Source organism: Actinomadura rupiterrae (genome assembly GCF_024172125.1).
Taxonomy (GTDB): Bacteria; Actinomycetota; Actinomycetes; order Streptosporangiales; family Streptosporangiaceae; genus Spirillospora; species Spirillospora rupiterrae.
This window is the reverse complement of sequence record NZ_JAMZEA010000004.1, coordinates 222,047-235,893: the sequence shown is the minus strand read 5'-3', so window position 1 is coordinate 235,893 and position 13,847 is coordinate 222,047. Positions and strand designations below refer to the sequence as shown.

Here is a 13,847-nt window from a genome sequence, read left to right as displayed (position 1 = left end):
GCGTGACGGCCGAGGCCATGGTGGCCATCCCCGTCGTCGTCCTGCTCCTGCTTCTGGCCGTCGCTGCCGGACGAGTGACCATCGCCCTTGGAACCGTGGAAGCGGCCGCGCGCGACGCGGCCCGCGAGGCGTCCATCGCCCGGACACCCTGGGCCGCCAAGCACGCGGCCGTGGCGAGCGCCCAGGCCTCCCTCCGTTCCGGGGGACTACACTGCGCCGACGCGGCGGTCCAGGTCGACACCGCGGGATTCGCACGTGCTGCAGGGTCTCCCGCGAACGTGGGTGCCACCGTCTCCTGCCGGATCACCCTGTCTGACCTCGGATTTCCCGGCATGGCCGCGAGCGTGACAAAGAGGGCTCACTCGATCAGCCCCCTTGACCCTTACCGGGGGCGAGGATGAGGAGCCTCTGTGACGATCGCGGTTCGATCACCCCCTACGCCCTGATCTTCATCATCATCCTGACGATGTTCATCGGCCTGGCCGTGGACGGCGGCGCGAAACTACGCGCCGGATGGGAAGCCGTCGGCACCGCCCAGGAAGCCGCGCGCGCGGGCGCGGGACAGGTCGACCAGACCGCCGCCTACTCGGGGCGCGGACGGTTCGTCATCGACCGGACAGCGGCGGTCCGCGCCGCCGAGAGCTACCTGGCCGCCGGCGGACATCGCGGCAGCGTGAGCATCACCGGCACGCGAACTCTGCTGGTCCGCGTCACGGTCACCAAGCCGACCTGGATGCTTTCGATGGCGGGCATCGGTTCGGTCTCCCAGACCGCCTCCGCCAGTGCGGATCTGGCCACCGGTGTGGAAGGGGAGAACCGTTGAGCAACGCTGTCCGTCTCGCCCGCGCCGCCCTGGCATGGGCCGTCCTGGCAGCGCTGGCAGTGGGCGCTCCACTGGCGCTGCTGGCCGCTGCGGGCTCGCCGATTCCCGGCCACCTGCCAGGCGCACGAGAGGTGCTTGACCGGCTGATGCGGCAGGACGACGGAACCCTGCTGCTGGGCGCGCTACGGCTGGTGGCGTGGACGGCATGGGCGTCGTTCGCCGCCGCGGTGCTGCTGGACGCGGCAGCCCGGGCGCGCGGGCTGCCCGCGCCGCCGCGCCTGCCAGGGCTGGGAGCGCCCCAGCGGCTGGCGAGCGGACTGATCACCGTGGCGTTGCTGGGCGCCGGTTCGCCTGCGATGGCCGCACCGCTGCCGGCGGCCGCTGCGACACCAGTGCACCATCGCCCGGTCGACGCTTCCGCGTCCGTCCACGACCAGGACGACGACTATCAGGTCAGACCCGGCGACACGCTCTCGGGCATCGCCGAACGGAGGTTGGGGGAAGCCGGCCGCTGGAAACAGGTCTGGCGCCTTAACCAGGGCCAGCGACAATCCGACGGCGGAAGTGTCCAAGATCCCGACTTGATCCGGCCCGGGTGGCAGCTTCGCCTCCCCGATTCCACACCTCGTAAGACGGTGTCCAAACCGCGCCCCCACCGCCACCCCGCGCCTCCGGTCGCACCGACCGCGCCTCCGGCCACCCCGTCTGGGCCTCCGGCAACTCGGCCCGTGCCACAACACCCCCAGGCGCGCCCCAAGCCCTCCCACACTCCGGCGTCCGAGCACGTCGAACCCACGCGAGACGGCCGTGACCAGACCCGCGCCCCTGAAGTCACCTCTGTGCTTCCGACGCTGCCGGACAGGCTCCCGCACGGGCAGGACACCGCCGCGCACGATGAGCATGATCGGCCCGGACGGTGGGTGATGCTGCGGTCGGGGAGCATGATGGCGATGTCATTCGCAGCGGGGATCACCACCGCGCTGGCCGCGTCCCGGCTGCGTCGCCGCCGACGCCACGTCCCACCGCCTGTCCGACAGGGTGTCCACATCACCGACGAACCGGCACTCGCACCGAGCGTCCGGGACAGCAGCCGCGCCCACCGGCGCGCCGAGGCCGTCGTACGAACCGGCGCGCCACCGCCCACCGACCACGAGCGGGTCCGCACCGCGTTCACTCTCGCGCCCTTGACCCACCTGGAGATCGGCGTCGACCCGAACGGAGAACCAGTCGAAGTCGACGTGCCGGGGCTGGTGCTGGCGCTGAGCGGGCCCGGCAGTGACGACGTCGCCCGTGCGCTGGCCTTGGCCGTCCTGAACGAGTCCGACCCCGCCCGAGCCCGCCTGATCCTTCCCGCGCCCGAGGCCGAACGCCTTCTCGGCCCGTCCGCCACTACGGTCCGCCTCCCCGGTCTGAAAATCGCGGACAACGCTGAGGTGGTCGGGCAGTTTCTGGAACACCATCGACGCATCCGCGCCGCGCTGGCAGTTCGGCAGGGCCTCGACGGCGTGGCAGCCCTGCGCGCCGCTGATCCCGGGGAAGCAGTACCGACCCTGGTCGCGTTCGGCGGCCCCGATGCCGACGTTCCCCGCCTTCGGCGTGTGGTCGACGACGCGGCTCGGTTTGCCGTGGCCGCGGTGCTGCTGTCGGAGAGTAACGTCGGTACTGCTTGCACCGTTGACGCCGACGGCACCGTCACCAGCGCGACCGGTCCCCTCGCGGAGCGACTGCGCCAGGCCCGGCTGTTCCAGGTCACCGCCGATGACGCGCCGGAGTTCCTGCGCGTGCTGGCAGTCGCCCACGCAGCACTCAGCGACGAAACCGGCGATGTCGACCGTCACGACGACGCATCCGACACCACGACTGACCCGTCCGACCTCGCCGGCCACGGCACCGCCCCCGACCACGTAGCGGACCTCCCCGAGGACGGCGACATGCTGGTGGCCTCCGGCGGACCGGAGAACTCCGACGCGCTGGGAAACTCCGGCGAATTGAATGAGAGCCCGGAGCAGCAACCGCCGATCCGCCTGCGGGTCCTCGGCCGCCCCAGCGTTCGCGCTGACGACGATATTGCGCTGAGCAGCCGCAACAAGGCATTCGAGTTGCTGGTCTATCTGGCGCTGCATCCCGGAGCGACGCGCGGGGATGTGTGCGCGGCCTTGTGGCCCGACCACGAGCCGGGGGACCGGTTCCATAGCGCGCTGCGGCATCTGCGCGATCCGCTCCGCGAGGCGACCGACCGCGATTCACGCTTCGTGTTCGCCGACGGCGACCGATACCAGATCGACCGTGAGGTGATCAGCGTCGACGTGTGGGACTTCGAAAGGGCCCTGGCTGCCGTCCGTGCCGCCCGCGACGACTCGGTCCGACTCACGGCCCTGGAGGCTGCAGCCGATTTGTGCGGAGGCGAGCCGGCCGAGGGTGCCACATGGGAGTGGCTCGACGAGGACCGCTACCCGCTGGTGCGTGCCCAATGTGACGTCCTTGCGCAACTCGCCGAACTCACCGAATCCGACGATCCCGAACGTGCGCTTCACGCCCTGGAAAAGGCGAGGAGCCTGGATCCGGACATCGAAGACCTCTATCGCCGTATCATGCGGGTCCAGGTTTTTCTCGGCCGCGCGGACGCAGCGATGAGAACCCTCAGACTACTCCGGGCGAGACTCAACGAGATCGGGCTGGAACCCGAACGTGAAACGCTCGAATTGGTGAGGCGCATCCGAGGAGCGGCAGGCGAGGGAACGACGATTCCCCGTCGACGCCTCGTGTGAGACCCCCTGATCCCACATCGCCGGAAGTCGTAGTCGTTGCCCTGCCCGGTCCCTCGCGCGATGCCCTGCCCAACTGGACTCCGCTTGACCGGGGTATCCCGGCTGCGGTGAATCCCCAGCTAGTGAGCTTGGCGGGATGCCCGCTGAAGACTCCGACTGGCTGGAAGACCAGGAACCATAAAGGGGCGGCGGTGGCCGAACGGGCGATGTGAAAACGCGGCGAGGGCGTGGATACCATGCATTTATCGCTTTTGATCTTTTTGTTTCATTCTCCGTTCGCATCTCTACTTGAACACTCGCGCCCTCTCCGTGCTGCACATGTTCGGCGAGACTCGCGGAATGGCTGATGGGAGTGCGCTCGAGAGTAAATGACTGACGTCCTTACGTCGGAGTTCCGTCCGGATCGCATTCTGTGTGACGACCGACGGCGGCACCTGCCTTTTGGTTAGAGAAGTAATCCCAGTTCCCCACCTGTGTTCTCGATATGAGTCTGGGAGAATTGAATCAGTGCAGCAGAGAAGGGGAGACGGAAATGGACAAGATCTTCAAATGCGGCGGCTGCTCGTGGTCCAGTCACCGATGGGTGGACTTCACCCGAACGCTCAAGTCCGACCCGACGGTGTCGAATCGTCTGCTGTATGCCGACTGCTGTTTCCGGGAAGTCCGCCGGAACGGCGCGTGGACGGTTGGGATCCACGCCGTGAGCCGTACCAGCAACGTGGCCAAGGAATACCCCGAGTTGGTGCGCGCCGAGCCCGCACGGCGCGGCTGATCTCGCCGTGGCGAACGGCCGGAATCGGTTCCGGCCGTTCGCCACCCGGACCCACACGGAACCGTCCCGCACGCTGGAGTGCGGGAGTGAAACGGAGGCGATCATGAACAAGGCGGTCTTCACCCAGTCCTCTCCCGGCAGCGTTCCGGGCGCCACGCTTGAGCGCGCGGACATGGCGCGGATCACCGGCGACGACTGGAGCGAGATCCGCAAGCTGGCGCGCGGCTACTGCCATGCGGTGGACGCGACCCGATCACGTAAGCGCGCCGACGGCAGCGCCACGGTCGTCAAGCACGGGCACGCGCCGTACGGTACCGACGACGTGTGCGACGACACCGCCCAAGACGCGGTGCTGATCTTCGCGCAGAAGCTGCGGGAGGTCACCGCACACTGCGTGCCCACCTCCGGCACTGGCGCCGCCCCGGAAAACCTGAGCTGGTTGTACGTACGGCGCGACGGCGCGCAGATGACCGTCACCCGCGCCATGCTGCGGCGCTGGGCGGTGCGCGACGCCGCAGCACGCAACGGCTACCGCCAGCGCGGCGGGTCGCAGCCCCAGCGGACTGCACCGGACACCGACGGGACCGCACTGGCGATGCTGCGCGGGTCGGCGCTGGCACAGCACAGCGGAGAGCTGTTCGCGATGGCGTGGGGCGACGGTGGCGACTTCCCGACCCTGGCCAAGCTCATGGAGAAGGCCGATGCCGCCGACGATCTTGGACGGGCCGGCACCTTCGCGGCTCTGGCGCAGGAGCGGCACGGAGGGGCGTACGGGTCGCGCCGTCAGGTGATCCGTACTCGGGAGGAGGCGCTGGCCGAATGGCGGGAGTTGTCGGCGCGGCTTGACGACGCGCGCGACACCTTCGGCTACGGCGACAACGGCAGGACCCCCTGAACATCCCATAGGGAACATGGCCCCGGAAGCCTTCACGGCATCCGGGGCCATGCCCTTTTCCCTAGCGGTGAGAATCCAAAGAATCATTGTCGCTGCGGACGCTTCGAGAGTCGCCGAAGCCGTATTTATATGTGGGCGGAATCGACGCTTGCACCCGAGGTGATCGGTACGCGAATTCGTCCCTCGCGGGATTGTGTTCACTGCCGAGATCGGGGAAATGCTGAGCGGAAGTGAGGGCGATGGACATTCGGTACCCGATCGGCGACCTGGTCGCCGAGGAGCTGCGACAGAAGACGTTCAGCACCGGTTCGCGCGGCTACCGCGCCGGCGGCAAGATCACCGTGGACGGTGAGCGGTACCAGGTGCAGGCCCAGGCGATCCTGATCGGGTCCAAGGGCAACCCGATGCTCGCACCCGAGGCGTCCCTCGGCGAGATGGCCGAGGCGTTCCGCGAGCTGACCGCGCAGGACTTGGTGGCCAAGGACTTCCGCACGGGACGGACGGGTTACTACGCCTCCGGCAAGATCCACGCGGCGGGACAGCGCTACCAGGCCAGCGTGCAGGCCGTCCGACTCGACTGATCACCACCGGCTCCGCATCCCCTGGTGCCCGCGGCTCCCTGGCTCCCATGCCCAGGTGCGACATGCCCGGCGGTGCCACCTGCCCCTGACCGCCCGAAAGGACGGTGCTCCTGTGACGTACAGCCAGATCATCGAACTCCCGCGCGGATGGCGGATCTCGCCCCGCCTGATGGCGCTGTGGGCTGTCGACGAAGCGCACACGATCGAACTCGAGGCGGTCGAGCGCACCGACGACAACCGCATCCGGTGGGCCTACCGGCTCGCCCACCACGGCCGGACGATCTTCGAGGGGCGCGACATGCGCTCGCCGGTCGGCGAAGAACTGTCCACCGACGCTCTGGTCAAGGCCGCCATAGCGATCCTGGCGTTCCTGATCACGCCCTCGGAGGACCCCGAGGACCTCACCCCCGAGCAGACCGCATGGCGCGGGGAGTTCGCCGAGGACCTGGCGCTGTTCACCTTCGACGACTCCTGCGGCTACTGCGGGGACGCCGAGCACCTGTCGCCTACCTGCCCCGACCGCTGATCGACCAACCGTCCCGCTGCGAAAGACAGAACGGAGAACCCGTCATGCCCAAGATCTCCAGCCGCTCCTCGAAGGTCGGCCGGATGCTGCTCAGACGCGAGGCCTTCACCACCGGCAGTGGCCTGTCGGCCGTGACCGACGCGCCGCCGTCGGTGGGGCGGCTGCCGACCGAGTGGTGGCCCGCCTACCATGCCGACCGGTCCGCGCCCGGGATCACCTACGTCGTGCTGTCGTACGCCACGCCGATCGGGTGGGTGTGCGAGGACGGGCGCACCGTCATCCCGGACGAGTCCTACTCGCGCACCACCCGCCGACACCAGCTGCTCATCAGCCGCTGGCTGTAGCAGGAACGGCCCACCCATGACTCTTTACGGACTGTGGTGGGGCGGCCCGAGCTACAGCCGCCCCACCCCCGATGACGATCTCGAACGGCTCCACAGTCTGAGCGCCGCCAAGGAAGCCCTACGCGACAGGTACCACAGCAACGGCTGTCGGACCGAGCACTTCGACTTCATCGAGCGGGAGCCGGAACAGGTGTACCTGCCCGCCGTCACCACCGACAGCGAGATCTGGCTCTACGCCTCCCCGGACAGCGACCCCGCCTGCCCTGACTGGCGCGTCTACTTCGGGCCGCGCGCGGGTGTGCGCGTCGAGCGGTGCTGACCGTCTCCGGACGAACCGAAGCAGACCAGCCGCCTCGTGGGCCGTGTGTGCCTTGTCGCGCACGGCCCTTCGCGCGGAAAGGACCACCACCGATGAACCTTCCGATTCCGCCGTCCGGCCTGCCCGGCGTGGGCGCCCCGGCGCGTTTGACGGTCCGGACACCGGCCGACATGATCGCCGCCGTCCCGTACCTGCTCGGGTTCCACCCCGCCGATTCCCTGGTGGCCGTCGGCTTCAACGACTCCAAGGGAGTCGGCGCCATCCGGATCGACCTCCCTGACCCCGGCGACCCGTCCGAGGACCGGACGTGCGGGTCACAGATCGTCGCGGTCCTGCGCAACCGGGGCTTCCGGAAGGCCATCCTGATCGGCTTCGGCAGCGAGCGGGCCGTCGAGCCGCTCGGCCGGCGGCTCATCCAGGACGCCGCGGAGGCCGGCCTGAGGATCGTCGACCTTCTTCGCGTGCAGGACGGCAGGTGGTGGTCGCTGAACTGCCCCAATCCCGCCTGCTGTCCGCCCGAGGGCGTGCCGTTCGACCCCTCCGCGCTACCGGTCTCCGCGTCCGCCGTCTTCCAGGGCCTGGTCGCTGAGGCCAGCAGGGACGACCTGGCTCTGCGTCTGGCGCCAGTCGTCGCCGAACTCCCGGCGATGCGCGAGGCCGTCGCGTGCGCGGAGCGTCGTCACCACGACACCCGTCACATCGACCCGAGGCGCACGCCGAAGGAGACGATCACCGGCTTTCTGCGCGGCCTCGACGACCTGCGCGCGCGGACGCGTGACGGCGGGCCGAAGGCGACGGTCGAGGAGATCGCCGAGTTGAGTGTCCTGCTGGGCAATCTTCGCCTTCGGGACGAGGCGTGGATCCGTATCGACACCGACGATCCCGGCGTCGACGTCGCCCTGTGGACCGACGTCCTGCGCCGCACCACCCCGGAGCTCGCTGCGGCGCCCGCGTCACTGCTGGCGTTCGCCGCCTACATGACCGGCAAAGGCGCACTGGCCAACCTCGCGCTCGACCGCGCCGAGCGGGCCAACCCGAACTACGCCCTGGCAGCACTTGTCCGGGTCACCATCAGTCAGGGTGTTCCGCTCTCCAGGCTGCGCGACTTCGTGAATCGCGAAGACGTCGACCGCGCCTACGGGGCACCGTCCGAGTCCACCTGATCCACCGACCGCCCCGCGACGCGCGCCGACCCGTCGCGCGCGGCGGGTGCTCACCGAACGGCGGGCCGTCCTCACCGCAGGGACGGTCCGCCGGTCCCGTCGTAAGGAGGCAGGCCACCATGGCCGAGGACAAAGCCAAGCAAGTGCGGAAGGTCAAGCAGCTCCTGGCGTTGGCCGAACACCCCGACACCTCCGATGCCGAACGTGAGGCGGCGTTCGCGCGCGTGGGGCTGCTGATGCTCAAGTATGAGATCGCCGATGCCGACCTGGACACCGGCACCGGTGAGGTCAGCGAGCGGATCGTCCTATATGAGCACGCGGTGTCGGGACGCGGCGGCCACGGCAAGGAACGCGCTTGGGCCCTCGGTGACGTCGCCGAGGGGATGGGCTGCGAGGTCGCCTTCCGCGGCAACGATGTCGGCAACCGCATCCGCTGGGTCCTGATCGTCGGCCCAGAACCGACGATCGACAATCTCAAGATCCTTCTTCCCTCCGTGCTGCTCCAGATGGAGAACGCCGCGGGCAGAAGCGCCAGGGAACGGGTGCGCGCCCTGCCCAGCTGGTTGAGCCCAGCCGAGAAGACGGCCGAATCGGCCAGAGCGCGGCGCAGCTTCATGCGCGGCTTCGGTGTTGGCATCAAGGACAGGCTCCAGGCGGCCCGCGCCGAGTACGCCGACGAGCTCAGCGGCGACGCCGCGACCGGCGACACGCTTGCCAAGTCGCGTGAGCTGGTACTGGTGAACCGCGAGCAGCTCGTGCACGCCGAGTTCCAGCGCCGGTTTCCCAAGCTGGGCAAGGCCCGCGGCCGCCGCCGCTTGGACGAGCACGCCTATCGACGCGGCAGGGCCGCCGGACGGTCCGCCGATCTCGGTGACAGCCAGCTCGGCCGCCCTCGCCGAGATGAGCTGAACTGACCGAGCCCTACCCGCCTTCCGTCGGTCCTACGGTGGGACATGACGGCAGGCGGGCGGCGGGTGTCACGACGGAGGGCTGAGGATGAACGATGAGACCGAGGCGCTGTTGCTCGACGTTGTCGCTCGTGTCTCCAAGGCCGTCGAAACCCGCGACTGCCCGGCCATCGTCGTCCTGGACGGCAACCCCCGCCTGGTCCTGAGCGACTACGACTACCTGCGCAACCAGGCCACCGCCCGCGCTTTCGAACGGCGCGCTGCGGACAAGGCCAAGCAGACCGGCGCGACGCGCTGGGCGCTGGCGGTCCCCATGGTCTGGCTCATCACGCCCGACAGCATCGCTGCCCGCCCCGTCTCCAATCACCCGCTCCGCGAAGGCGAGCAGGAGGTCATCATGTGGACCACCTGCGACCTGGCCGAAGGCGTCGACTACGGCCGCGTGCCCTACACCCGTCGTCCCGACGGCACCCCCGTCTTCGACGATCCTGAAATCGTCACCGTGGCCCTCCGCCCCAGCGAGCACACTCTTGGTCACACGTTGCTTCGGGTGCTCTGCGGCACCCCTCCCGGGTGAAACATCATCAGAAGCTATGGAAGCGCTTGCCGCCTGAGGTCGAGTGGACGCCTGGAGTTCGGTGCTCCGACCGCGAGGTTGAGGTGTTGGCACGGACAAGCTCAGTGAAGTGGACAACTGAGCGCTGCGTAGGCGAGTCGACCAGGTAGGAAATGGCCGCGACCAGGTGGTACCGGAGGGTCCCTGGCGTGCGGCCGCGCAGGTCAGGAGCATCGACGATGACGAGTGGCGACAGCGGTGCTGACAGGCGTCATTTCTGGGGACGTGACAGGGGTTGACTCGCTTCGAGGAGTTGCGGCATGATCACGCGCTGAGTCCCCGCGCCTTCTCATCCGCTCCGCTCCCCCGGAGGAGTCGATGGCCCATGACGGCCCGAACACCAATCCACAGGACAACTGGAAGGGACTCGCCAGCGCCGGTCAGGACATCATCCACCAGGACCTGCGTCCCCTGGCCAAGAAGCTGGAGGGCTACCTGGAAGTCATGGTGGACTCAGCGACCGCGCATCTGAGCACGGCCAGAGCGATCCCGGCCGCCGCCTACGGCCAGTGGGACGCCGCCGTCGGACTGGCCGGCAACGTCGCGACCGCCCATCGAGGCATCACCGCGCAGCATGTCGCATTCGTCCATGCTCTGCGTGACATGGTGCGAAAACTGCACGCCTCGATGCAGGTCTACGACGAGCACGAGCAGATCATCGACGCCAAGATCAAACGCCTCGACCAGCTCCTCAAGGCCGCCCCGCAGCCCAGCCAGATGCCGAGTCCGCTGACCACCCAGCCCAGGCCAACCGGCCCATCCTGGTAGAGGGGCGTTCCTGTCATGACCAACGTCAACGACGTGCCCCTGAAAGGCTCCGCACCGGCGGGTTCGCCGGGGTCCTACACCTCCAAAGAGCAGATCGTCGCGCTGCTGAAGGGCACCGACCCCGCCGCCGTGAGCCGTGCGGGGCAGTCCTACGTCAACTTCGCCGGTGCCTACGAGCAGATGGTTGCCAACCTCAAAGGGTTCTCCAACGAGTTGGCGGAGGCGTGGACGGGCCCGGCCTCCAACGCCGCTCAGGCGCAGCTGCTGGACATGCACGAGGCGGCGATGCAGATCTTCCAGCAGTCCGACAGCACCGGGCGGGCGGTGCAGGCACACGGTGACACCTACCTGTCCTGGTATCACACCAGCATGCCCACCCCCAAGACCACCCAAGAGGCTCAGCAGTGGATGCAGGCCGCCAACGGCCGCATCAGCCAAACCTGGCAGGCCATGCCCGACAGCCTCGCCACCAGACTTCCCCCACCACCGGGTGGGGGGCGTGGCGACTGGGGGCCTCCGAGCAGACCCGACTCCGGACCGGGGAACGGCTCGGGCCCTGGCAGCGTGGCGGGACCGGTCGGCGGGGGGAAGGGCCCGGAGTACCACCCCGACGAGTCGTCGACGGGGGGAGGACATCACCCTGGCGGAAATGGATGGCGGCACGGGTCGGGAAACGGTGCGGCCACGCCGCATCCCCAGGGCCACGGTCAGCCACAGCAGTGGTGGCCGGATGGCAACGGCGGCCCACGCGGAACCGATCTGTCCAGCTTCGCCCCCTCCGCTGATGGACAGGGTCCAGGAGGATTGGGGGCTGGACCCGCAGGCTCAGGTGGGCCGCCTGGTTCGTCCCCCTTCGGAGGCGGCCTGGGCCCCGGCGCCAACCCGGGAGGCCCGGGCTTCGGTGTCGTCCCCGGGCCGGGTGTCGGCCCCGGCTCGGCCATTGGCCCGGGTAGGGGCACGCCCGGCATCGGGGGCCCCGGCGTGAGTGCCGCGGGACGTTCCGGATCGCCGGGCGTTGCGGGCGTGCCCGGCCACCGGACCGGCGAGGGCGAGGACCGCGAGCGCAACCGCGGTGCCTGGCTGGCGGAGGAGCGGTCGCTCTGGGACGGCGACGTGGAATCGGTCCCGGGGATCATCGGTGAGGCCCCGCCACAGCCGAGCACGGAGGCGCCAGAGGACTCAGCGGCGACCGAGCCCGACACCGCGGAGCTGTTGCAGGCGGCCCTGGCGCGCATCATCGAACTCGAAGCCCGCGAGGCGCAAGGCCCCGCAGCCTCCGAACCTCCGAGCGTGCCATGATCAAGCGCGCTGCGCGTCCGTGGCGCAGACTGACCGCGGCGGTGCTGGCCGGCACCGCCGCGATCAATTCACCGGTCCCCGCCGGTGCCGCCGCTCTGTCGCCGCGACCGGACGAGTGGTGGTTTCGGACCTGGTCGATTCAAGACAAGATCTGGCCTACCACCCGGGGAGCCGGGGTCACCATCGCGGTCCTTGACTATGGCGTCAATGCCAAACTGCCGGAACTCTCCGGTGCGGTCGTCCCCGGCGTCGACCTGATCGACCAGAGCACCGACGGCCGGGTCGACCTGGACAGCGAATCACCCGGCCACGGAACCGCCATGACCGTTCAGATGGTCGGCCGCGGTGGAGGGGCGACCGGCTACGTGGGCATCGCCCCGGAGTCGAAGGTGCTTCCGATCCGTGTCCCGGTCTCCACACTGGACGGGGACGTCCTGGCCAAGGCGATCACGACCGCGGTCGATCGAGGCGCCAAGGTCATCAACATGTCCTTTGGCCAGACCTCCTCGACCTTCTTGCCCGTGCACTGCAGTCCGCAACTGGCGCCGGCCATCGGCTACGCCCTCGAACACGACGCCGTGTTGGTGGCGTCGGCGGGCAACGACGGGAACGCCGATAACGCGCCGGAGCAGCCCGCGTCCTGCCCCGGCGTCCTCGCCGTGGGCGGTGTCACCAAGAACCTCACCCCATGGAAGAAGACCCAACGCCAGAACTATGTGACCCTCGCGGCGCCAGGTGCGGACACGACCCTGGTCGACAAGCACGGCGTCCCTCACTCCGGAGCCGGGACCAGCTCTGCGTCCGCCCTGACCTCGGCCGCCGTCGCGCTGATCCGGGCGGCGAACCCGACCATGCCCGCTCGAACCGTGGTCCAGCGACTCTTCGCCACGGCCCGACCCGTAGGCGGCCCGGGCTGGAATGACCGAACCGGCTTCGGATGGCTCGACCTCGCCGCGGCCATCGATCCCCGGCATCACCCTGTCTCCGCCTCTTCTCCCAATCCGCTGTACGACGCCTACGCCCACTGGCAGGGAAGCGCGACCAGCGCCAAACCGTCGGGCCCCACGGCGAAGAGCGCCCAGCGAGCCGACAAACACGACCACTCCTCCAGGGTGCTCTGGATTTCGGGAGGCGCGGGCACAACGCTGCTGGTCCTCATCGTGGGGGCAGCCTTGATCACGTCACGGGTGCGGAAGAGTTCCGTTCGTACACGCTGAGTGTCTCCCGATCGGAGAAACATTGAGACTGGAGATGATCCGTGGATAAATCCATCGGCGGGCTGCTTAATTCCCGCATTCAGAATGCCCCCAAGGACGCGGACGAGGTCGCTCGTCGTATCGGCGCCACGCCTGTAAGCGCTCCCGTCCACGCCGCTGAACGCGAACCTGAGCCCGAGCCCGAGGAGAACGGCGCTGCCCCGGCGTACGTGTACGTTCCAACCCGCTCGTACGACGACTCTGGTGAGCGGGCGCAGGAGGTTCGCCTCGAGCTGCGGAGACTGGCCGACGGCGAACCGGGGCTGGCCGTGTTCACAGACTCCCACATCCTCCTGCAGGAACTTGGCCCCGGCCAGCCCTATGCCAAGGTGTCGGTGTTCGAGTTGATGCTTCACATGTGCGAAGCGAAGATCAGGGTCGTTGCGAACCCCACGCTAGAGGCCGGCATGGAGAAATCCGAGAAAGATGCGACGGACGGGAGACGTAACCCATGACCGGCTTCGAAGTTACACTGGACAGCCTTCATGAGACAGGGAAGAAGCTGGAATTCCTGGGAGTGGATTACGCACTGCTCCTGCCTCCGCTCTCCCTGCCCAAGCCGAACACCCAGAACGCCGAATGCAACAATGCCATATCCACGGCTCTGGACATGGTGGCGGATCTTCAAAGCCTCATCGGCACGGGGGTGCAACAGCATGGCAAGAAGCTGCGGTGGGCTGCGGAGAACTATCAGAACCACGACGACAACGTCGCCTCACTTTTCACCTACGCCATAAATACGGCCGCTCCCGGCAGCGACGCCCAAACGGGGCTTCCCGAGGGCGGCCCCGACGGCAAGAAGAAGTAAG

At 68.6% G+C, this 13,847-nt stretch carries 17 protein-coding genes; all 17 read left to right on the top strand.

Going from position 1 to position 13,847, the window contains the following annotated elements; genetic code table 11:
• The first annotated feature begins 2 nt into the window (after nucleotides 1–2).
• Nucleotides 3–401 (top strand): TadE/TadG family type IV pilus assembly protein, encoded by a 399-nt coding sequence (locus tag FHU30_RS14080; protein WP_253875797.1) that lies wholly within the window; start codon nucleotides 3–5, stop codon nucleotides 399–401.
• Nucleotides 398–823, top strand: coding sequence for a pilus assembly protein TadG-related protein (locus FHU30_RS14075; RefSeq protein WP_253875794.1), 426 nt, complete (start codon nucleotides 398–400; stop codon nucleotides 821–823). Before FHU30_RS14080 ends, FHU30_RS14075 begins: the two co-directional genes overlap by 4 nt.
• The gene (locus FHU30_RS14070) at nucleotides 820–3,591 is read left to right on the top strand and encodes a BTAD domain-containing putative transcriptional regulator (RefSeq protein ID WP_253875789.1); all 2,772 of its coding nucleotides are present in this window, start codon (nucleotides 820–822) and stop codon (nucleotides 3,589–3,591) included. Before FHU30_RS14075 ends, FHU30_RS14070 begins: the two co-directional genes overlap by 4 nt.
• 532 nt (nucleotides 3,592–4,123) lie before the next feature.
• On the top strand, nucleotides 4,124–4,363 hold the full coding sequence (locus FHU30_RS14065; RefSeq protein WP_253875786.1) for a hypothetical protein: 240 nt from the start codon (nucleotides 4,124–4,126) through the stop codon (nucleotides 4,361–4,363).
• Nucleotides 4,364–4,466: 103 nt separating this feature from the next.
• Complete coding sequence (locus tag FHU30_RS14060) at nucleotides 4,467–5,258, top strand: hypothetical protein (protein ID WP_253875784.1); 792 nt, start codon at nucleotides 4,467–4,469, stop codon at nucleotides 5,256–5,258.
• Nucleotides 5,259–5,497: 239 nt separating this feature from the next.
• Entirely contained in the window at nucleotides 5,498–5,839 is a 342-nt protein-coding gene (locus tag FHU30_RS14055) for a hypothetical protein (protein ID WP_253875781.1), read from the top strand.
• A 112-nt stretch (nucleotides 5,840–5,951) separates the two neighbouring features.
• Entirely contained in the window at nucleotides 5,952–6,365 is a 414-nt protein-coding gene (locus FHU30_RS14050; RefSeq protein WP_253875778.1) for a hypothetical protein, read from the top strand.
• A gap of 44 nt (nucleotides 6,366–6,409) precedes the next feature.
• On the top strand, nucleotides 6,410–6,709 hold the full coding sequence (locus FHU30_RS14045; protein ID WP_253875775.1) for a DUF8033 domain-containing protein: 300 nt from the start codon (nucleotides 6,410–6,412) through the stop codon (nucleotides 6,707–6,709).
• Between the two features lie 16 nt (nucleotides 6,710–6,725).
• A complete protein-coding gene (locus FHU30_RS14040; protein WP_253875773.1) occupies nucleotides 6,726–7,028 on the top strand; it encodes a hypothetical protein in 303 nt (100 codons plus the stop codon).
• 92 nt (nucleotides 7,029–7,120) lie between these two features.
• Complete coding sequence (locus FHU30_RS14035) at nucleotides 7,121–8,191, top strand: DUF4192 domain-containing protein (RefSeq protein WP_253875770.1); 1,071 nt, start codon at nucleotides 7,121–7,123, stop codon at nucleotides 8,189–8,191.
• Between the two features lie 119 nt (nucleotides 8,192–8,310).
• On the top strand, nucleotides 8,311–9,105 hold the full coding sequence (locus FHU30_RS14030; protein ID WP_253875767.1) for a DUF2786 domain-containing protein: 795 nt from the start codon (nucleotides 8,311–8,313) through the stop codon (nucleotides 9,103–9,105).
• An 82-nt stretch (nucleotides 9,106–9,187) separates the two neighbouring features.
• Complete coding sequence (locus tag FHU30_RS14025) at nucleotides 9,188–9,676, top strand: hypothetical protein (RefSeq protein WP_253875765.1); 489 nt, start codon at nucleotides 9,188–9,190, stop codon at nucleotides 9,674–9,676.
• Between the two features lie 357 nt (nucleotides 9,677–10,033).
• On the top strand, nucleotides 10,034–10,483 hold the full coding sequence (locus FHU30_RS14020) for a hypothetical protein (RefSeq protein WP_253875762.1): 450 nt from the start codon (nucleotides 10,034–10,036) through the stop codon (nucleotides 10,481–10,483).
• Between the two features lie 15 nt (nucleotides 10,484–10,498).
• Nucleotides 10,499–11,782, top strand: coding sequence for a WXG100 family type VII secretion target (locus tag FHU30_RS14015; RefSeq protein WP_253875760.1), 1,284 nt, complete (start codon nucleotides 10,499–10,501; stop codon nucleotides 11,780–11,782).
• Nucleotides 11,779–12,999 (top strand): S8 family serine peptidase, encoded by a 1,221-nt coding sequence (locus tag FHU30_RS14010; protein ID WP_253875757.1) that lies wholly within the window; start codon nucleotides 11,779–11,781, stop codon nucleotides 12,997–12,999. The genes FHU30_RS14015 and FHU30_RS14010 overlap by 4 nt, the downstream gene beginning before the upstream one ends.
• A gap of 41 nt (nucleotides 13,000–13,040) precedes the next feature.
• Nucleotides 13,041–13,493 carry a hypothetical protein gene (locus tag FHU30_RS14005; RefSeq protein WP_253875753.1) on the top strand — a complete coding sequence of 151 codons (453 nt, stop codon included), beginning with the start codon at nucleotides 13,041–13,043 and terminating at the stop codon, nucleotides 13,491–13,493.
• Entirely contained in the window at nucleotides 13,490–13,846 is a 357-nt protein-coding gene (locus FHU30_RS14000) for a DUF6317 family protein (protein ID WP_253875751.1), read from the top strand. The genes FHU30_RS14005 and FHU30_RS14000 overlap by 4 nt, the downstream gene beginning before the upstream one ends.
• Nucleotide 13,847 lies beyond the last annotated feature (1 nt).